The organism is Candidatus Pelagisphaera phototrophica (genome assembly GCF_014529625.1).
Taxonomy (GTDB): domain Bacteria; phylum Verrucomicrobiota; class Verrucomicrobiia; order Opitutales; family Opitutaceae; genus Pelagisphaera; species Pelagisphaera phototrophica.
Map to the genome: position 1 here is coordinate 2426669 of NZ_CP076039.1, position 18939 is coordinate 2445607.

Sequence of the window (18939 nt, forward strand, 5' to 3'; positions counted from 1 at the left end):
TTCAAGCGTCTCCCTTTCCTGTAAGCTTGTTCACGATCTTCGAAAACTCAGTGGCCGCTAATTCCATCGCGCTAATGCGGCGTTTGGCTAGTCGCAAGAGCGTTCCATGAATAATCAGCGTAGGAATCGCAACCACGAGCCCTAGTTCCGTTGTCACGAGTGCCTCAGATATCCCCGACGAAAGGGCTTTTGGATCTCCCGATCCGAATATCGTGATCAATGTGAATGTTTTAATCATTCCAACCACCGTCCCCAGAAGACCCATCAAAGGGGTCGCCGCCGCCGTCACTGCTAGCCAGGGGAGAAAACGCTCGAGTCGAGGCTTACGATGCAAAATCACGCTAATCATATGGTCTTCCATCAATTCCCGATCTTCGTTGGCATGAGCCGCGCCCTCAGTAAGCATGGCCTTCATCCACGGCTTGCTTTTCGCAATCTGCTCATTCGCTTTTTCAAGGTTTCCTTCCACCGCCGCCGCCGCAGTTGAAGCTAGATTTGACGGAATCGATACGTTCAACGCGCTGAAATCGATTAGCTTCACGCCAGCAAGGAGGAGGGCCAAAATTCCCATGCCAATAATAAGATAGCCGACCACTCCGCCTTTTTCAATGTGCTCCCGCCAATTGTCACTCGCCTTTTCGAGCGAAGCCGCCTTACCCATCGAGGCGTCCAAAGGCAGGTTAAACTGACCTGAAGATCCGTAGTTTCTTAAAGACTCACCAAATGCCCCTTCCAAAGTTGAGACTGCGGGTTCGATTGCTCCCGGACGATAGTTGAGCGTCCCCACTTCCCTACCACTTTTCTCCCGAAAAAATGCTGCCGGACCAAAAACAATCACATCGCCTTCGAGAATCTCGCCAGCTCGATCAATCGCTTGCCCGCCGAAGGAATAGCCACCAGAAATCACCTCGAGGCGCTGCAGGCAAATTTCGACTGCCTCAGCACGCTTCTCCCGAGCTTCCTGCGTCCCTGGGCCTGCTAGTTCAATAGCCTCTCGAAAAGGGTCCAGCAAAGCCGACAACCTCTGATCCTCCGCAATATTCAATCTCCCTTCGTACGTATTCAAATACTGGGCAAACAACCCAGATACGTAATCATTCTGGGTCCTCAAATCTCCCGTGAGCGATCGCTGAGCTCTCAGCTCTTCTCGGGCCCGTTCTTCTCCCGAGCGGATTGATCGCATCTGCCCACGCATTTCGATGACCTGGTTTTCAAGCTCATTGATAAGCTGTATCAAAGGGACTTTCTCCGCCGCAATTTCCTCTTGGAGAACGCGATATTTCTGCAGGCTTTGCTCTACCCGACTTTCCATTTGATTCGCCAAATCGGCGATATCTTTTTCCTGACCGAATGTGGTTGATGATAAACAAACAAGCGCCAAAGCGAACGATGAAAATGGTAAAAATAAATTCCGTGAACTCATCTCTCACCTCCTAACTCGTGCAAAACTTCTCCCGGTACAGACTGAATCGACGGAGGTCGCGTCTGCTCGTGAATCTGCACCAGTTCATGGATTTGCTGGATGTACTCGGGTCGCTCATGCCAAACCCAGCCTTTCGGTCCTGGTTTCAACTCCCACGCGATCGTGCCTTGGGGATCAACGGCATAGGCTCGGGCAAGACCCCAGTAGAGAACCGAAACCATGACATCCCGACCGTCGGCAAGTTTTCTTGATACATAGTCTATGGTAACGGATCGGTTGAACTCTTCGACGCTAGTGAATGCGGCTATCAAAATTTGCGCCCGTTCCCCCAGAGCAATCGGATCAGCCATTTCCAGTTTTTCCTGAGCCGTATTCATCTCATCCTCGAGGTACTCGGGTACGGATGCTCTGAGTCGCAAAAAGAGCTCGGTTATCTCATCCAGCTTACCCGCATAGTAAGCCCGTGTGGCCTCCTCATTCTCATAGGTCTGCTCATTGTTCGCGAACTCGCTCGATCGCATTTCGGCTGACACTTTCAAGTTTTCCAGTCCCTCCGTCAGTTCGTCAATGCTGGCTTCGAGCACTTTTACGCTCTGAGACAAAACCTCTCTCTGTGATTTCCAGGTACTGCGCTCTTCCGCGATTCGCTGCTCCAAATCTAGCCAACGTTTCGTGGCAGACTCGAGCCGCTCGTAGTCGTCGCCTAAAGCATTGACTGCGACTCCGAGAAAAATTGCTAGTTTGAACAAGCAACGCGTTGTGAAACGTGCTACGTAAAAGGGAGAAGGTCCTTCTGTCATCTGGTTTGGGGCAAATGCGCGTCGATCGATCCTATCCGGACGCCTCAACGGTCCCAAGTTCTCAAAGCCAATCCTAAGGGTCAAGAGCGTTCATTACAATCAATCCTCATTAATTTAGCGGAGATCAACGGGGGATGTTTTCATTCACAGTCAACGCTCCTCGCTGTTGAAGCCAAGATGAGAAGATTGGAAATGGATATTAATGAACTAGAAATGAACCATTTCTGAAAGGGCAGCGAGACATTCATGGCGATTCAGACGGTGACGGCAAAGCGGCTTCGCCAAACGAATGTGACGCAGCCCGTAAAATGAACTCAGCAGTCGTATCCAGTCGTACAGGACACCGCCAAGTCAGTAAAAACTCTCCCAGCATACCATCGTCCAACCTCTCCGAATTTTGTCCAATGTTCGATCCCTCCCAATTTAGACGGTTTTATTAAGGCGGTGCGTAACCGTTACCTGAAAAAACTCGTTGATAGTTTCACGATGGATCTTCACACAGGAACAACTTTTATTAAACCCTCAGTGCAAGCCATTCACCCTCTCCCTGCTCTCATGAAAACGGCTAGCCTATTCACCTACGCACTTACAGCTTTAATCTTCGCCCTTTTCGTTCCACCCATCGCTTCCGCCCAAACTCCCATGACTCCCGAGCAGGCGGAGGTAGCGAAAAACCGCTTTAACAAAGCCATCGAAGAACGGGTACTAAGAGTTCTGCAAGGCGTCGAAGTAACAGAGGAGCAGCTCAGGCCCATGCAGGAAGCGCTCATCCAGTTTTTCGCGCCCATGCAAATCGAACAGGCGAAGATGCAGGCAGAGCGCCGAAAATTGCAGGCTGAAGGCGGCGGCCCCACAACCAGGGATCGCCAAGCAATGATGCAACGGCGGCAAAAGCTGGAAAGGCTACGTGGAGACCTGAACAAAAAGGTGAAGGCGATTTTGGACAAAAAGCAGTACAAGTCCTTCCAGTCGACCATGGAAAAGCTCATGCCTCAACAGCGGCGTGCTCCCGGCGGCCGAGGCGGTCGCTAGGTTCGTGGCATTTTGGATTTTTGTTTGCGCTTGTCGCCAGGCATGGCCACTGAGATCGCTGCATGGATTTCGACCTTCGAATCGTGGAACGACACTTCCCTGATCTCACGTCGCTTCAATACGAACGACTCGCCCAATTCGCCGATTTGATCGGTGAATGGAACCAGAAGATCAATCTCATCTCACGGTCCGACATCGGCAACCTACCGAAACGGCACATTCTCCACTCGCTCGCCATTGCAAAAGCGATGCCTTTCCAACCCGGCACCCGCATCATGGACGTCGGCACTGGAGGGGGGTTCCCAGGACTTCCTCTGGCCATACTCTTACCCGAATGCGGATTCCACTTGGTCGATTCGATTGGGAAAAAAATCAAAGTAGTCGTAGACTGCGTCCATAGGCTCGGCCTGGATAATGTATCCGCTGAACAAGTGCGAGCAGACAAAGTCCCTAAGCAATTTGACTTCGTCGTCGCTCGGGCAGTAACACAGCTTCCCGACTTTATGAATTGGGTGCGTAGGAAAATAAAAAAAACCGCTTTCAACGATTTGCCAAACGGCGTCCTCTACCTGAAAGGCGGCGACCTCAAAGAGGAATTCGAGAAAATAAGAGAAACGCCAGTCGCGTTTCCCATACGGGAATTCTTCGACTACGAGGAATTCGATCAGAAGTATGTGATTCACGTTCCTGTTAAACGAGACTAGGGCATTCGTATCTAAAATCGTGGACTTACGCATAATCATCCCACCGAATCTGGAGTCCTCCGCGCCGCGGGACGCCATTCCGACTAAGCTGGAAGCGCTTGATCGCGACGGCAAAGTTCGAACTCCAGAATCCTTCCCCGAGACTGCATTTGGCGATCTAACCGAGAGCCATCGCATCGCAGCGTTTTCACTTCTCCAATGGTCCGGCGGGAAACTGTCCTCCTTTTTCCAGCTGGATAGGGCAAAACTTTCGCATCTGGTGGACACACTCCAAGGTCAGCAAGTCTTCTTCTGGGCGAACCGCCCGAAGGAACCGATTGAATGGAATAGGGGTGAGCTAATCGGGGTGAGCGAATTTCTGTCTCAAGAGCCATCTTCTGCCACCCCGCCACGGGAAAGCTCGAGCACCGATCAAACTGTAGAAGCACGATTCCCTTCACCGAGGCAGAGAGAATCCTTTTCCGGAAACCCCATGATTGTCGATGGATCCTCTCATTTTCTCACTGTTTCACTTCCTTCTCGGGAACACCCCTACTACGCGGAAATTCGCGAGTTACTGGATTCTTCCCGCTTTCGACTGGAACCGCGAAATCGTAAATGGTGGCTACGCGATCGTCACCAGACTTTGAATTTTCTTGGAGAGTTCTGGACAGACCTTGAAGAAAGGTACGGAGCAGAGTTCACTGACAATTTCCGCTCTCGCACCGCGGAAATCAAGGAAGCTTCAATCAAGGCGTCGGTTCAGGAAGATCGCAACCACTACAGAGTCACGCTTTCGGTCCAAGCAGGAGGAATATCAGAGCAGTCAGTACTCCAGTCGATCAACTCGGGCTGTCATTACGTGGAATCAGGGCCAAAAGTCTTCCTCATCAAAAAACGGAGTCTGGAAAAATTGCACGCGCTGCAACAGTCCCTCGAATCGTCTCCTGATGCGCCGCTTCTACACCAGGGGACCTACAACGTTCCCTTCTCTAGAGCACCCGAGATCGAAAACGAACTAGTCGCGTTAAACCCGAATTTCAAACCGCCCTCGACCTGGCGAGGCCGAAGCGCCGCTCTTCGCGACCTCTCGAAACTCATCAGCCCTCCTCTCCCCGACTCGTTATCGAAAATTCTTCGACCCTACCAGACAATCGGAGTGTCTTGGCTTCATCATCTCTACACCCACCAGCTCGGCGGTATTTTAGCAGATGAAATGGGTCTGGGCAAAACCCTGCAAGCCCTCGCTTTAATCTCCAGCCTCAAGCTCTCTGACGCTGAGAGGTCAGAGGCAACAGACTTTCCTCATTCGAGCGGATTCAAGCGGTCACTCGTCGTTTGCCCCGCTTCGCTCGTCGAGAACTGGAGACGCGAAGCGGAAAAGCATTGTCCAGAATTGCGCATATTCGTTAACCACGGAGTCAATCGTTTCAAAAACGAAACAGACCTGGACGCAACAGACTTGGTTATCACATCCTACGGTACACTCATTCGAGATCAGTCTATTTTCTCCGCAATGGGCTTTCGCTGTGTATTCGCCGATGAGGCACAGCATATAAAAAACCGCCGCACTCAGAATGCGAAAGCGATTCTTAGCCTCGATTCGCGAGGACGCTTCCTTCTGACCGGCACTCCGGTTGAGAACAGCATTCGAGACCTGATGTCACTTCTAGAATTCATTTTACCAGGAGGATGGAAGGGAATTCCAAGAGACGCCAAAGGCGATGACCGGAAATGGCACGAAAAAAGAATTCAAGAGCAGGCCACCCCATACATTCTGCGAAGATCAAAGGCTCATGTTGCTCCCGAACTTCCAGAGAAACTAGAGCATGTGGTCTATGTCGAGATGACACCCGATCAAAGAAAGCTCTACGATCAAACTAAAAATCAGGCGGAGTCTGAGCTGACTGAACTCGAAAAATCCGGGGCTTCTGAAGGATCGATCCAGATGAAAACGCTGACGCAGCTTCTCCGTCTTCGTCAGGTTTGTTGCGATCCCCGACTGCTGGAGTCCGAAACAGAACCCAACACCTCAGCCAAGCGATCGAATTTCTTCGAACTCCTCGAAGAATCCATTGATGGAGGGCACCGTGTCCTCGTCTTCTCACAGTTTGTTTCTATTCTGACTCTTCTCAGAAACGAACTTGAAGATCAGGAAATCGATTACTGCTATCTGGATGGATCCACTCGTAATCGAATGGATGTGGTAGACCGTTTCCAGAACAATGAGACAATCCCTGTGTTCCTTATTTCGCTCAAAGCCGGAGGAGTGGGACTCAATTTGACCGGTGCCGATACGGTGATCCACTTCGATCCCTGGTGGAATCCAGCCGCTGAAGCCCAAGCCACTGATCGGGCCCACCGTATCGGACAAAACAAAGTGGTAACGAGCTACAAGCTCATCGTTTCCAATTCAGTCGAAGAGCGCGTGCTGCAAATGCAAAACACCAAAAGGCGGCTTCTTGAGGAAATATTTGAAGCCAGCGAGGCCAATAATTCGAAAATTGGAATCGAAGACCTCAGAACACTGTTACGATAGCATCGGGATATCCAATGTCAATTAGAGCACGTTTAGTACATGCTCACTCCCCGATATTTCAGGCAGTCGAGAATGAGACAGGACAGAAACCGGGTACCTACCAGGTCAAGGTGCCGGGATCAGTGAAGACGCATACTTTGTGATTACGGGAGACCAAAAACTGGTCTTCGAAGCACAGCTTATCCTATCCGACCCTCTCGCTTCGGAACCGCAGTGATGACTCTGCATCTGGACGTTAGGGAGAGTCGTGCGATTATTCCGGAGCCTTGTGCAGGCTATCGTAGCCATAAGTAGCTAAGCCGATCCAAATACAGGAAAACGCAAAAAGTCGGACTCCGCCGAATGGCTCTCCAAATACAAACACCGCTATGACCAATGCCATGGTTGGCATGATATACTGCAGGAGCCCCATATTGGTAAGAGATACGCGACGAACTGCGTAACTATACAAGAGCAAGGGAATCAGAGTAGCCACTCCAGTAGAAACGATAAGCCAATCATAGCCAGCGCCCTGAGTTCCCCAGACCAGTTCGCCTTTTCTCCCGAACCAGAAGAGCGATATTAACGCAAACGGAGCTAAGAGCGTCATTTCCATCCCGAGACTGGAAAAAATTTCTAGCTTCGATCGCTTCTTAACAACGCTGTAGCTACTCCACGTTAAAGCAATTCCAGTCGCGACATAAGGAAAGTCATTCAAGTTGAACGCTAGTCGCCCTACTCCCACAGCCACCAAGATAATCGCAAATAGCTGCAGGTAATTCAGGGTCTCTTTCTCAAAAAAGCGTCCCCACAATATGGTTGCGAAGGGACATAAAAAGTAGCCCAGACTAGCATCTGTAATTCGCCCATTAGTAACGCCGTAAACAAACAAATACCAGTTAAGGGCAAGAAGGGAAGCCGCGACCAAATGCCACTTAATAACATACCAATCGCGAAATGCCTTTAGATACTCAGACATGTTTCCTCGAAAGTAAATAACCACCACCATTGCGACCAACGTCCAAACAACCCGATGCATGAGGATCTCCTGAGACTCAACTTTATCAAGCCAAGTCCAGTAAAAGACAACCAGCCCCCAATAGGCATAACACCCAATCGCGGCTAGTTTTCCCATAGTCTGAACAGCGTCCTAAAGTTTGCGTCAACGATTGCAGTCAGTTTTTCCACCGCGACTCCTCTCATCTTGGCCACGAAATCGTATATTTTGATGAGATTGTTCGGTGAGTTGATCGCCTCTCCCTCAGAGTCGTAAGTCGATTCAGCCCGAAGCGGTTCCGGTCCCAGCATGTCAGGAGCGTCCGTCTCGATCAGCAATCGATCCCAGGGCACAGCCAGAAAGGCGTCCCGCTTTTTTCGTTTACCCTTACCCGCGAAGTAGCCTGAAAAGGAAAAACGTGCTCCAAGAGCAACGAAAGATTCAATCATTTCCCTCGGCCCCCCATACGAGTGCAGCAGAAATCCGGTCTCGTAAGGGCCTTCCTTTTCCAGCAGTTCCAAGAGGAGCCCCCAAGCTCGTAAACAATGAATGGAAACGGGTAATTCCGCCTCCCGAGCCCGCCTAAATTGAAAAAGAAACGCATCCTTTTGAGCTTCCGTATCATAATTCTCAATCCATCGATCAAGCCCAATTTCGCCGACCGCGCATTTTCCTGTGTCAATATGTTTTTCAAACGCAGCCTTCCAATTTCCTCCCACTGTATTCACATACCAAGGATGTAGACCAATTGAAGGTATCACGCTTTCAAATTCGTTTCCTAAAAACAAAACGCGCTCCCAATCGCTCGGCTGCGTACCATTCACAACCCTTCTTCGGATTTCGCTGGCATCTAGCGAATCGCGACTCTCGTCAAGCCATGGTGCCAATCGAGCATCCTGCAAATGGCAATGGGCATCATCGTAGACTATCGAATTATTTTGCACAGGACTGAGTGGCTTAGCCGCAGCTAAGGTCTTTTTATTTCGAACAGGTCATGCGTTCGCGTATAGCCAGCCGGTCCATGCATGCGGCCAACCGGTCCAATTTTATCAGTCAAAATCCGCTCGGAGTCGGTATCATAGAATTCATCGTCTACCCCTCCATGAACCACGGTTCCCAAAATGAGTCGATTGACCCCAATTTCCTGGATTGAAAGTCTCCGGCACTCCAGATGAACGGGTGACTCCGCTATTCGCGGAGGAGCGACTGAGATAGAGGGAGCGGCCGAAAGCCCCACCGCCTCCAATTCGCTTTTACCGTGAGCATATTCAAAGGAAGTCTGCACCATTTTTTTGGCCAGTTTCTCCGTCACCATATTGATAACAAATTCGCCATTGTTGGAAATATTCCGCACCGTGTCCTTCGGCGAGTTATCCCTTCTCGTTCCAATTCCCAAGGCCACCACCGCTGGGTTCGACCCAAAAACATTGAAGAAACTGAAGGGAGCCGCATTCACCTTCCCTTCGGAATTTACGGTTGTCACCCAGGCGATCGGACGCGGTACCACTGTGTGGGTCAAAAACTGGTAGCGCTCTAAAGCGGTTACAGATTTAAAATCGATTTCCATAGCATGCTCTCTGAAGACGATTCCCCAAAGCGGCAACAGGAAAACCATGGAACCCATTCAGGCCCAGCAATCAATTGGAGATCTGGCAGCATAGAAAAAGTAGGTATCTCAAACCTGAAACCCTAGCCCTATTTCTTGGCTTTTTCTGTGGGTGAGCCCGCCTGTCCGTCCTTCAATTTCCTGCCTCGATCGTTTCTAATGAAGAGCCAGCAACCAATCCCCTGATAAATAAAATTCGGTATCCAGAAAAGCAAATCGGGCCGATACTGGTGCAGGCCATCCATCCAACTGATCGACATCATCATAATATAATATCCCAACGCCAGACCCATCGCCAGAAACAAGTTGGCCGAAGTCTCTTGCCGGGAGCTCCTTATACCTAGCGGAACTCCGATCATAGCAAACGAGATGACCGAGAAACCCATAGCAAATTTCTCGTGGAAAGCCATCTTCGCTTTGTGGTAGCGCTCCTCGCCTGCTTCTCGAATTTCCGGATTGCTGGAACTCATCTTTGCCAGCGCATCCGACTCGACACCTTGCAGCTCTTGGAAGGTCATCCATTTCAGTTTTTTCTGGAAGGTTACCTTCCCGAATATCTCGTCCAGCGGCAGCACCAAACTAGTCGTTTCGAAAGACAGCGCAGTGCGGACTTTCCGGAAATCTTCTGGCGCCTCCGGATCACGGGCTTCAAACGACCCCCGGTAGGGAACCAGCACCAGTGTATTCTGATCTTGATTGTATCGCACCTCCCCGGACTCCGCCCGGATGAACTGCTTGACCCTGTTTTCGTCATCTAACTGCCAAATCCAAAGGTCGTTGAGCTCATCGCCATTCTTGTCCCCTACATAAATAACGAGACCTGAAAAACCTCTGACAAATGTCTTCTCCTGGATAAAGCTGAGTGGGTTTTTCTGGATAATCGCCTCTTTCTCCTGTCGGAAGGAAGCCATCGCTCTTGGCCCGTAATAGAAATTCACCACCAAGGAAGCCATCGTTCCCAGTATTGCAAAAACAATTACAGAACTCGAGAGCCTGAAAATACTTACCCCGGCCGATCGGAGCGCCGTCACCTCATTCTGAGCGGACAGCCTTCCCATTGTCAGCAGTATCCCCGTCAAAAGCCCAACTGGCAATGCATATACCAGCAAATCAGGAAAACGCAATTGGATTAACCGTAGGAAAATCGGGATCGTCATATGCCCTTCCGCTAGCAGATCGAGCATGTCCTTCACCACGGCCCCCATAAGAAGCAAAAACGCGAACATGGCTACCGCACCCATACTCGTCACAAACGCCCCTTTAAAGATATACCGATGAATCAAGTTCACAGGGCTCGTAGACTTGCGCGAAGGCAAACTTGTTCAAGCAATAAGTCCGAAAGGAACCTGATAGGTAGAGCTAGACAAATTTGATTCATTGAAACATCTATTCTACAGCTCGCAGCCAGTGCCATGAAATACGTTCCTGAAAAACAGCCCATCTACGGCCAAAGCCTTGATTCCCTTCAGAATCGCTTTGCTGAAATCGGTGAACCGCGATTCCGGGCAAAACAAGTGCTGGACTGGCTTTACAAAAAGCGAGCTCGATCCTGGGAGGAAATGAGCAACCTGCCCCAGCCCCTGCGAAACCGTCTGAAACAGGAATTCGAAATTGCTCCCACCAAGCGAATCTTAGCCAAAGAGTCCTCGGACGAGACCGAAAAACTCCTCTTGGAAATGGGCGACCGCTCCCTCGTGGAAACCGTTGTCATCCGAGCCCCACAGATTGGTGTCGGCCAGAAGAACTCACGCAAAACCATCTGTATTTCGACTCAAGTCGGCTGTGCCTACGGCTGCCGCTTCTGCGCCTCGGGACTGGCCGGATGGAAGCGCGACCTCAGCGTCGGTGAGATTGTATCCCAGCTCATCCACGTCTGCCACCTCGAGGACGAAACGACCCAAAGAGCCCGCGAGGAAATCGCCTCGTTCGACAATATTGTAGTGATGGGAATGGGAGAGCCCATGGCCAATTACGAGAACCTCCTGCCTGCCCTTCGCATACTCAATGCCCCTTGGGGTCTAAATTTCGGGGCGCGACGCATCACGATCTCCACCTCTGGCATCGTTCCCAAGATCCTCAAGCTTACCAACGAACCAGAGCAATTTCGGCTCGCCGTTAGCCTTCACGGAGCAACCAACGACGTCCGGGAACAAATCATGCCGATCAACAAGCGCTATCCACTCGAGGAACTCATTCCCGCTATCGAACGATATGCTTCAACGAAAGGACGTATGGTCACTCTGGAGTTCATTCTAATAGAAAAAATCAACGACACCTTCGAACAGGCGGAGGCACTCAGCAAAATCGCCCTGAAACTAAACGCCCACGTAAACCTCATACCCTACAACACCGTCCCCGGTCTTGACTGGAAAAGACCTAGCCTAACTCGCCAAGATAGCTTCTACGAACGACTCAAGCGCAAAGGCGTCAGCACCACCATCCGAAGGGAGAAAGGTCATGATATCGCGGCAGCCTGCGGACAACTGAAGCTCAAGTCCAAGCAGTCGTCCTAAACGAGAACTGCCTTTCTTATCCCAAGACGCTGGAACTCACAGAATTTTAGGATTGCGTTCGGCTTTTTTACATATCAACAAATCATTATACGTTGATAGCTATGTCTAAACAACAGACAATCTCAGAACTCTTGTCGATTGGAAGGCCCCTACTTTCAGTCGAATTCTTTCCGCCTAAGTCTGAGGAATCCATCGAGCCACTCGTTGGAGCTGGCAAGCGAATATCCACCTGCAGTCCGGATTTCGTCTCCGTCACGTACGGCGCAGGTGGCAGCACTCGAGACCTGTCGGCCACGGTTAGCAAGCGAATGAAGGATGAGGTGGGCCTCAACGTAATGCCCCACTTGACTTGCGTGGGATCGACCCAAGAGGAACTCGGAGAGATCGTCGACGACTTCTATGCCGAAGGATACCGAAACATCATGGCTCTGCGAGGCGATCCCCCTCATGGCCAGTCTGACTTTCAGGTCACCCAAGGAGGTTTCAAATACGCATCCGATCTAGTGGCTTTCATCAAGGATCGCCATCCTGATATTTGCCTCGGGATAGCCAGCTACCCAGAAAAGCATCCTGAAGCGGTTTCGCTTGACGCGGATCTAGACGCCCTGAGGATCAAGGCCAATGCGGGAGGCTCATTTATAACGACGCAGCTCTTCTTCGAAAACGCAGCGTATTTTGAATACATTGACCAAGTTCGCGCCCGGGGAATTGAGCTTCCCGTTTTTCCGGGAATCATGCCTGTTCTTGCACTTAAACAGATTAAGCGAATCACCCAGCTTTGCCATTCCGAGCTTCCTGCAGAACTGGAAGCGAAACTGAGCGCGGTGGAATCCGACCCCGAAGCCGTCAGAAGAGTCGGTGTTGAATGGGCAATGCGTCAGGTGGAAGAGCTGATTGAAAAGGGCGCTCCCGGAGTGCACATATATGCCTTAAATAAGGCGAAGTCCGCGATCGAGATTATCAACGCGGCAAGAAACGCTTAGAGCTCTACAGCCCGTTTCTCAACCTCCAGCGAACACGACCCGAAAACCGGCGGACTCCAGAATGTCTCGCATCTCCTCTCGCTTATCTCCTTGGATCTCTATGGCACCGTTCTTCAGGGTGCCCCCAACACCGCAGCGTTTTTGCATGGTCTTCTTGAGGAAGTTCTTTTCCTCGACTGAAATTCCCAAGAAATTCTTGGCGATCGTTGACCAACCGCCACTCCCCGCCGAACGTTGCCGCACCACGTCTACTCGACCTCGCCTCTTCTTCTTCTTTTGCTCGCTCGGCTCTTGAGTCTTTTCGACTTCAAATGGGTCCGAAGGAACGGAGTTTTCCGGAAGCCCAATCGAATCCAACACCCCAAAGGGACTCACATTCAGTTCGTTGCTCGAACCTTCTACCGCGATCTTTTTGCTCTTCTTACCCATCGAGTTCTACTAGATTCTACTTTCCGCAAATACCTTTCGGGATTCCGTCCTTCCCTTCCAGGTACATTTGAGCCTTTTCGTAACTCCTCCTAGAAAGATAGTGCACGAGCTCCGGATCCAGTTCGCTGCGGTGCAAGCCCATCAATTCGTCCAAAGTCCTCAAACTGCCGGTTATGGCACTCGCATCGGAGTTCTTTATCCCCTTCTGAAATGATGACAGCGTTTCCTTTAGCCTCTCTTCGATCATGTCCCCCTAAAATTCAATTAGTAATACCAATGGAAACCTTCCTGGCTATTCTTTTTCGATCATCGAGGTTCTAAACCGAATGAATCGGAAAATAACTGATATATTCAACACAGTTAGTCTTGCTGCACAAGAAGCTTCTTGCGAACGTCTAACCTAAATTTTACTGAAGCTGTGAAAAATACAAACCGCTTTTCCGCGAATAAATTCAAATGGTAACGATCGCATCGCGCTCCAACGCCGACCTCATAGAATCCTACTATGAAAAATGGAAAAGCGACCCACGCTCCGTCGAGCCTCAGTGGGACGCATTCTTTGAGGGCTTTGAGCTAGCGCAAAAGCTCCCGCCCAAGTCAAAGGCTCAAGGTCAAGACTCCGAAAAGGCCTCGAAGCAGATGAATGTTTCGAGCCTCATCTACGGCTATCGAAGTCTGGGGCATTCCCAGGCAAACCTGGATCCGCTGTCCGGCCCACCCCCGAACAATCCCAATCTGGAACTTTCGGAATTCGGATTGTCCGAGAGCGATCTCGACCAAGAGTTTGACTCCGGACACTTTCTCGAAAGTCAGAACATCAAGCTTCGTGGCTTAATCGAAGCCCTTCGTAAGACCTACTGTTCCACGATTGGTTACGAGTATATTCATATCCAGAATCGCGAAGCGAGGCGATGGATCCAACAGAAGATCGAGCCCCTTCAAGGAAAGATTAACTTCTCCGAAAAAGTAAAGAATCGCATATTGAGAAAGATTTTTGCGGCGGAGGAGTTCGAACGATTCTTGCATACTCGCTACTCAGGGCAAAAGCGATTTTCCCTTGAAGGCGGCGAAACCCTGATTCCCTGCCTCGACAATGCCCTTGAACAATGCGGGCGACTTGGAATTAAGGAAGTCGTCATGGGAATGGCCCACCGTGGTCGTCTCAACGTCCTGGCCAATACGCTGAAAAAGTCGTACGACTTCATTTTCGAGGAGTTTGGCGATACCTATGTCCCCAACACGGTCGCCGGGGACGGCGATGTGAAATATCACCTGGGCTACGACAACGTAATTGAAACCAAGGAGGGGCACAGAGTCGAGATGCGCCTTGCTTCCAATCCATCTCATTTGGAAGCCGTCAACCCCATTGTCCAAGGCAAAGCGCGGGCCCGTCAAAGGAAGCGCAATGACACCGAACGAAAAAAGGTCCTGCCTATTCTAATACATGGCGATGCCGCCTTTGCCGGGCAGGGAATGGTCGCGGAAGTTCTAAATTTCTCCCAGCTACCCGGGTACCGGACCGGCGGCACTTTACACATCGTCGTAAATAATCAGATCGGCTTCACTACCACTCCCAAGGAAGCACGTTCGACCAACTACTGCACCGACATTGCAAAGATGATCGAAGCTCCCATTTTCCACGTCAATGGGGATGATCCACAAGCCGTCGTATTTGCAACCCTCCTCGCCATAGAATATCGTCAGGAATTCCAGAGAGACGTTGTTATCGACCTTTATTGCTACCGAAAGCATGGTCATAATGAAGCGGACGAGCCCGCTTTCACCAGTCCCGAGCTATACGACCGCATCGCAAAACATCCTCGGATTAGTGATATTCTTTCCAAGAGCTTGATTAATGAAGGCACTTTCACTCAGGAAAAAATTGATTCAATCCGCCGTGAGTATGAAGCATCTCTCGAGCAATCACTGGAACGAGTCAAAAAAGCCAATGAGCAAAGGCATCATGGTGGCAATCCATTCGCCGGCTCCACCGCGGTATTTCAAGAACGGTTTTCATTTAGCCCAACTGAGACGAAAGTTAGTAAAGTAACTTTGGATACAGTTGTATCCGGACTGACAAGGATTCCTAACTCGGCAAACTTTAACAAGAAGATTCAACGCTTTCTCTCCAACCGCCGCAAAGCATACGACAATCGAGCTGGCATCGACTGGTCCTTCGCGGAAGCCCTCGCATTCGGCACCCTCCTCCTTGAAGGAACTCCCGTGAGGCTGTCCGGCCAGGACAGCGAACGGGGCACCTTTAGTCAACGACACGCCGTCCTACACGACGAGAAAACCAGCGACCGACATGTACCCCTCCTGAATTTGTCGGAAGATCAGGCCCAATTTTGCGTCTACAACTCTCTTCTTTCTGAAGCGGGTGTTCTGGGGTTCGATTTTGGATACTCGATCGACTACCCGAAGATGCTCTGCATTTGGGAAGCCCAATTTGGCGACTTCGTAAATGGGGCCCAGGTCATCATCGATCAGTTTATCATTTCGAGCGAATCAAAGTGGGGACGACTAAGCGGGATTGTTATGCTGCTCCCTCACGGGTACGAAGGACAAGGTCCTGAGCACTCCTCTGCCCGTCTCGAACGCTTTCTCCAATCCTGCGCGGAGGAAAACATCCAAGTCGCTAATCTCACAAAACCTGCCCAGTACTTTCACATTCTCCGGCGCCAGATTATGCGAAAACTCAGAAAGCCGCTCGTCATTATGGCTCCCAAGTCACTCCTTCGACACAAGGAAGCCGTATCCAGTTGGGAGGAATTGGAACAGGGGGCATTCAATGAAATACTTGATGACGAAATCGAGGACGCCAATGCCATCGAAAAACTTATTCTTTGCTCCGGAAAAGTTTACTACGACTTGATCGGATACCGAACGAGCAATAAAGTCTCTAATACCGCCATCATCAGAATCGAGCAACTGTACCCATTACATAGTGACAAACTAAAGGAAATCGTTTCCCGGTATGAGAAGGTCGATTCCATCACTTGGTGCCAGGAAGAGTCCCAGAACATGGGAGCATGGTCGTACATCGCCCCGCTTCTCGAGAACCTGCTGGGGAGAAAACCACGATATGCTGGAAGGGATTCCAGCGCCAGCCCTGCAGTAGGCACCATGTCGCTACATAAGAGTGAACTGGAGACGTTTCTCCACGTTGCCTTTTACTCAAAAGCCTAGTCTCGCAATACCTACAACAAATTTTACGTGACCAACTTTTTACCAAGACTGATTTCAAGAAACACATGGCAACCGAAATAAAAGTACCTACTCTCGGCGAGTCTATCACCAGCGGGATCATTGCAGCCTGGCATGTTAAGGAGGGTGACTACGTCGAAAAGGACCAGGTCATTTACGAGCTGGAAACGGACAAGATCACGTCTGAAGGACTCGCCGAAGTTTCAGGTGTCATTTCACTCAAAGCAGAAGAAGGGGATGAAGTAGACATCGGTCAAACCGTAGCGAAGATCGACGAATCCGCTTCGGCTCCGGAGAAGGAAGACGCCCCCGCGGAACCCGAACCGGCACCCGGTGTGGAAGAAAGGGCGCAAGTTCCCGAAGCGAAAACGCCAGTTCCTGTTTACGAAAAGCCTAGCTCGAAGCCGGAGACAGCCGCTAAACCCAAACCAGCAGCTCCCGCAAAGTCCCAGCCTGTCTCGGATAAATCTGGTCGAACCACCCGCAAACGCCTCTCTCCCTTAAGGAAGAAGATCGCCGAGCGACTGGTCAACGCCCAGCAGGAAACGGCCATGTTGACGACTTTCAACGAGGTTGATCTCTCCGCCATCAAGGCCCTCAGAGCGAAACACCAGGAGTCTTTTACCGAAGTCCACGGAGTGAAGCTAGGGTTTATGTCTTTTTTTGTCAAAGCAGCCGTTCGAGCGCTCCAGCAAACCCCGGCCATCAATGCTATGATAGACGGTGAGGAGATCGTCGAGAATCACTACTACGACATCGGAATCGCCGTATCCACAGAAAAGGGACTTATCGTGCCAGTTGTGCGTGACTGCGAATCACTATCCCTAGCCAACATCGAAAAAGAGATCCGCAACTATGCAGAAAAGGCCCGTGCCGGAAAGATCGCCTTCGAGGATATCCAAGGAGGCGTCTTTACCATTACCAACGGAGGCGTTTTTGGTTCCCTTCTCTCAACACCGATTCTAAACTCACCCCAGAGTGCCATCCTTGGTATGCACACCATTCAGGATCGACCCGTTGCAGTTGACGGACAAGTGGTCATTCGCCCAATGATGTATTTAGCGCTATCCTATGACCATAGGATCATCGATGGAAAAGAGGCGGTGACCTTTCTGATCAAAATGAAAGAGATCCTGGAAAATCCGCTTCATCTCCTCTTGGAATTGTAGCTCCATCATCAGAACCCCTCGTATTCGTGAAAAGCCCTCTCGTACTCCTCGCAGCGTTTGCCATGTTAGGCTCAAGTTGCACACAGAAAGGATCTCATCTATTTATACTGTCAGGCCAGTCCAACATGGCGGGTCTTGATCCAGACATTTCCTTCATCCCAGCAGTATCACAAAAATTCGGTGCGGAAAACGTGATCGTCGTCAAGGACGCTCTTGGCGGACAACCGATACGGCGGTGGCACAAGGATTGGTCACTCAGGGAAAATGATGACCCCAAACAGATTGGCGACCTGTACGACCAACTCTTATCGAAAGTCCAACCCGCCTACGAAGGGAAGAAGGTTCAAACCGTCACATTCCTTTGGATGCAAGGTGAGAGAGATGCACGAGAGGGCCTCGCGGATCGGTATATCGACAGCTTCGAGGGAATCATAACACAACTCCAGGGGGACCTCCGACGCAAGGATATCAATATTATCATGGGTCGCCTAAGCGATTTCGACATGGAAAATAAAACCTATCCGCATTGGACTCGAATAAGAGATCTTCAAGTCGCATTTGCTGATTCCAAACCGAATACCGCCTGGGTAGACACGGACGACCTAAATACTGGCCTAAACAAGCAGGGAAATCAAATAAAGGATGATTTGCACTATTCCGTATCCGGGTACAAATTGTTCGGCGAAAGACTAGCCGAAAAAGCCATCCAATTGATCGAAAAGTAGTTCCACAGTGCATCGGGGTTACTAATCGTATGCTCGAGAACAATACATTCAACGCGACCTGGGGAAAGTCTCTGAAAGTCACTACTCTTTTGACCTGTTTCCTCTTTCCAGCTGTCTTTTCGTTCGGAGCCTGTATGAGTCAAAAAATGTGGGCCAAATGGAAAACAGCGATGGTTCTACTGCCCTTTGTCACTACTGCGATTTCTGCTCTTTTCAGTATCCGCAATTACCGACTTCAGGAGAACCAACTCATTATCCAGAGACTGGGTTGGCAGACAACTATCGAAATAGGGGACCTCAACTCGGTGGAGGCGAACCCGGATGCGATGTGCAAATCGATTCGGTTCTTTGGCAATGGTGGCCTATTCAGGAACAAGCTTCTTGGAAGGTACCGCGCATTCGCCACTATTCCCGGAACTCTGTCGTACTCAGATTTCCCAATCGGACAATCGTCGTCACACCGGAAGACCCTGAGAGTTTCGAGGAGATGATCGACCAGAGAAAGAAATCCTAACTTCAGTCGAACCAACTAACGATCTTGCCGCATGGTCTTCCGACTCGCCTATTTGCAGTGATCGAAAAATACCTAAGCCTGTTTTTTGCCCTAGGAGCCGCCAGCCTGGTTCTGTTCCTAGGATTCGTCGTTATCATTCCAATAATCCTTTCCCAGCTTCCCACTAACTATTTTGTTCGAGCCACTAAGTCATTTCGGGAACTAAACCCGCTCCACATGATATTGAGAGCTCTGAAAAACCTGCTTGGATTGCTCTTCCTCATTTCCGGTCTGGACGACCTTTCCCTAATAGGAAATTAGATGTTTAAGGTCGCTCTCCGTAGTTAAGAGAAACACCGGA

18 protein-coding genes are annotated in these 18939 nt (G+C 50.3%); 10 read left to right on the forward strand and 8 right to left on the reverse strand.

Going from position 1 to position 18939, the window contains the following annotated elements:
• Position 1 precedes the first annotated feature (1 nt).
• Positions 2–1312 (reverse strand): MotA/TolQ/ExbB proton channel family protein, encoded by a 1311-nt coding sequence (locus GA004_RS10410; RefSeq protein ID WP_283393797.1) that lies wholly within the window; start codon positions 1310–1312, stop codon positions 2–4.
• 107 nt (positions 1313–1419) lie between these two features.
• Positions 1420–2223: a DUF3450 family protein gene (locus tag GA004_RS10415; protein ID WP_283393798.1), complete on the reverse strand. Its 804-nt coding sequence runs from the start codon at positions 2221–2223 to the stop codon at positions 1420–1422.
• A 486-nt stretch (positions 2224–2709) separates the two neighbouring features.
• On the opposite strand from GA004_RS10415, the gene GA004_RS10420 reads away from it, so the two are divergent.
• From GA004_RS10420 to GA004_RS10430, 3 genes are all read left to right on the forward strand, one after another.
• Positions 2710–3255 (forward strand): hypothetical protein, encoded by a 546-nt coding sequence (locus tag GA004_RS10420; RefSeq protein WP_283393799.1) that lies wholly within the window; start codon positions 2710–2712, stop codon positions 3253–3255.
• An 83-nt stretch (positions 3256–3338) separates the two neighbouring features.
• Positions 3339–3959 (forward strand): 16S rRNA (guanine(527)-N(7))-methyltransferase RsmG, encoded by a 621-nt coding sequence (gene rsmG / locus GA004_RS10425; protein ID WP_283393800.1) that lies wholly within the window; start codon positions 3339–3341, stop codon positions 3957–3959.
• A gap of 19 nt (positions 3960–3978) precedes the next feature.
• On the forward strand, positions 3979–6477 hold the full coding sequence (locus GA004_RS10430; protein ID WP_283393801.1) for a DEAD/DEAH box helicase: 2499 nt from the start codon (positions 3979–3981) through the stop codon (positions 6475–6477).
• 253 nt (positions 6478–6730) lie between these two features.
• On the opposite strand, the gene rarD is transcribed toward GA004_RS10430, so the two are convergent.
• From rarD to GA004_RS10450, 4 genes are all read right to left on the reverse strand, one after another.
• Positions 6731–7591: an EamA family transporter RarD gene (gene rarD, locus GA004_RS10435; protein WP_283393802.1), complete on the reverse strand. Its 861-nt coding sequence runs from the start codon at positions 7589–7591 to the stop codon at positions 6731–6733.
• The gene (locus tag GA004_RS10440) at positions 7579–8397 is read right to left on the reverse strand and encodes a TatD family hydrolase (protein WP_283393803.1); all 819 of its coding nucleotides are present in this window, start codon (positions 8395–8397) and stop codon (positions 7579–7581) included. The genes rarD and GA004_RS10440 overlap by 13 nt, the downstream gene beginning before the upstream one ends.
• A gap of 23 nt (positions 8398–8420) precedes the next feature.
• Positions 8421–9077 (reverse strand): flavin reductase family protein, encoded by a 657-nt coding sequence (locus GA004_RS10445; RefSeq protein ID WP_283393804.1) that lies wholly within the window; start codon positions 9075–9077, stop codon positions 8421–8423.
• A 71-nt stretch (positions 9078–9148) separates the two neighbouring features.
• Positions 9149–10348 carry an LptF/LptG family permease gene (locus tag GA004_RS10450; protein ID WP_283393805.1) on the reverse strand — a complete coding sequence of 400 codons (1200 nt, stop codon included), beginning with the start codon at positions 10346–10348 and terminating at the stop codon, positions 9149–9151.
• Between the two features lie 123 nt (positions 10349–10471).
• Here GA004_RS10450 and rlmN point away from each other — a divergent pair, with 123 nt between their 5' ends.
• Both rlmN and metF read left to right on the forward strand, forming a co-directional pair.
• Positions 10472–11572, forward strand: a complete 1101-nt coding sequence (gene rlmN, locus GA004_RS10455; protein ID WP_283393806.1) for a dual-specificity RNA methyltransferase RlmN — start codon at positions 10472–10474, stop codon at positions 11570–11572.
• Between the two features lie 101 nt (positions 11573–11673).
• Positions 11674–12555 (forward strand): methylenetetrahydrofolate reductase [NAD(P)H], encoded by an 882-nt coding sequence (metF, locus tag GA004_RS10460; RefSeq protein WP_283393807.1) that lies wholly within the window; start codon positions 11674–11676, stop codon positions 12553–12555.
• 18 nt (positions 12556–12573) lie between these two features.
• On the opposite strand, the gene GA004_RS10465 is transcribed toward metF, so the two are convergent.
• Both GA004_RS10465 and GA004_RS10470 read right to left on the reverse strand, forming a co-directional pair.
• Positions 12574–12984, reverse strand: coding sequence for a translation initiation factor (locus GA004_RS10465; RefSeq protein ID WP_283393808.1), 411 nt, complete (start codon positions 12982–12984; stop codon positions 12574–12576).
• A 16-nt stretch (positions 12985–13000) separates the two neighbouring features.
• Complete coding sequence (locus tag GA004_RS10470) at positions 13001–13231, reverse strand: hypothetical protein (protein WP_283393809.1); 231 nt, start codon at positions 13229–13231, stop codon at positions 13001–13003.
• 209 nt (positions 13232–13440) lie between these two features.
• On the opposite strand from GA004_RS10470, the gene GA004_RS10475 reads away from it, so the two are divergent.
• From GA004_RS10475 to GA004_RS10495, 5 genes are all read left to right on the forward strand, one after another.
• On the forward strand, positions 13441–16173 hold the full coding sequence (locus GA004_RS10475) for a 2-oxoglutarate dehydrogenase E1 component (RefSeq protein ID WP_283393810.1): 2733 nt from the start codon (positions 13441–13443) through the stop codon (positions 16171–16173).
• A 65-nt stretch (positions 16174–16238) separates the two neighbouring features.
• On the forward strand, positions 16239–17360 hold the full coding sequence (gene sucB / locus GA004_RS10480; RefSeq protein WP_283393811.1) for a dihydrolipoyllysine-residue succinyltransferase: 1122 nt from the start codon (positions 16239–16241) through the stop codon (positions 17358–17360).
• Between the two features lie 26 nt (positions 17361–17386).
• Positions 17387–18085: a sialate O-acetylesterase gene (locus GA004_RS10485; RefSeq protein ID WP_283393812.1), complete on the forward strand. Its 699-nt coding sequence runs from the start codon at positions 17387–17389 to the stop codon at positions 18083–18085.
• Between the two features lie 157 nt (positions 18086–18242).
• Positions 18243–18599, forward strand: coding sequence for a PH domain-containing protein (locus tag GA004_RS10490; protein ID WP_283393813.1), 357 nt, complete (start codon positions 18243–18245; stop codon positions 18597–18599).
• Between the two features lie 57 nt (positions 18600–18656).
• Positions 18657–18899, forward strand: a complete 243-nt coding sequence (locus GA004_RS10495; RefSeq protein WP_283393814.1) for a hypothetical protein — start codon at positions 18657–18659, stop codon at positions 18897–18899.
• Positions 18900–18939 lie beyond the last annotated feature (40 nt).

Excerpts from the sequence above, each read along its gene's own strand:
- GA004_RS10410 (WP_283393797.1), bottom strand. The coding sequence starts at position 1,312 with ATGGAAAGTCGGGTAGAGCAAAGCCTGCAGAAATATCGCGTTCTCCAA.
- GA004_RS10415 (WP_283393798.1), bottom strand. The coding sequence starts at position 2,223 with ATGACAGAAGGACCTTCTCCCTTTTACGTAGCACGTTTCACAACGCGT.
- GA004_RS10420 (WP_283393799.1), top strand. The coding sequence starts at position 2,710 with ATGGATCTTCACACAGGAACAACTTTTATTAAACCCTCAGTGCAAGCC.
- rarD (WP_283393802.1), bottom strand. The coding sequence starts at position 7,591 with ATGGGAAAACTAGCCGCGATTGGGTGTTATGCCTATTGGGGGCTGGTT.
- GA004_RS10445 (WP_283393804.1), bottom strand. The coding sequence starts at position 9,077 with ATGGGTTCCATGGTTTTCCTGTTGCCGCTTTGGGGAATCGTCTTCAGA.
- rlmN (WP_283393806.1), top strand. The coding sequence starts at position 10,472 with ATGAAATACGTTCCTGAAAAACAGCCCATCTACGGCCAAAGCCTTGAT.
- metF (WP_283393807.1), top strand. The coding sequence starts at position 11,674 with ATGTCTAAACAACAGACAATCTCAGAACTCTTGTCGATTGGAAGGCCC.
- GA004_RS10465 (WP_283393808.1), bottom strand. The coding sequence starts at position 12,984 with ATGGGTAAGAAGAGCAAAAAGATCGCGGTAGAAGGTTCGAGCAACGAA.
- GA004_RS10470 (WP_283393809.1), bottom strand. The coding sequence starts at position 13,231 with ATGATCGAAGAGAGGCTAAAGGAAACGCTGTCATCATTTCAGAAGGGG.
- GA004_RS10475 (WP_283393810.1), top strand. The coding sequence starts at position 13,441 with ATGGTAACGATCGCATCGCGCTCCAACGCCGACCTCATAGAATCCTAC.
- sucB (WP_283393811.1), top strand. The coding sequence starts at position 16,239 with ATGGCAACCGAAATAAAAGTACCTACTCTCGGCGAGTCTATCACCAGC.
- GA004_RS10490 (WP_283393813.1), top strand. The coding sequence starts at position 18,243 with ATGGAAAACAGCGATGGTTCTACTGCCCTTTGTCACTACTGCGATTTC.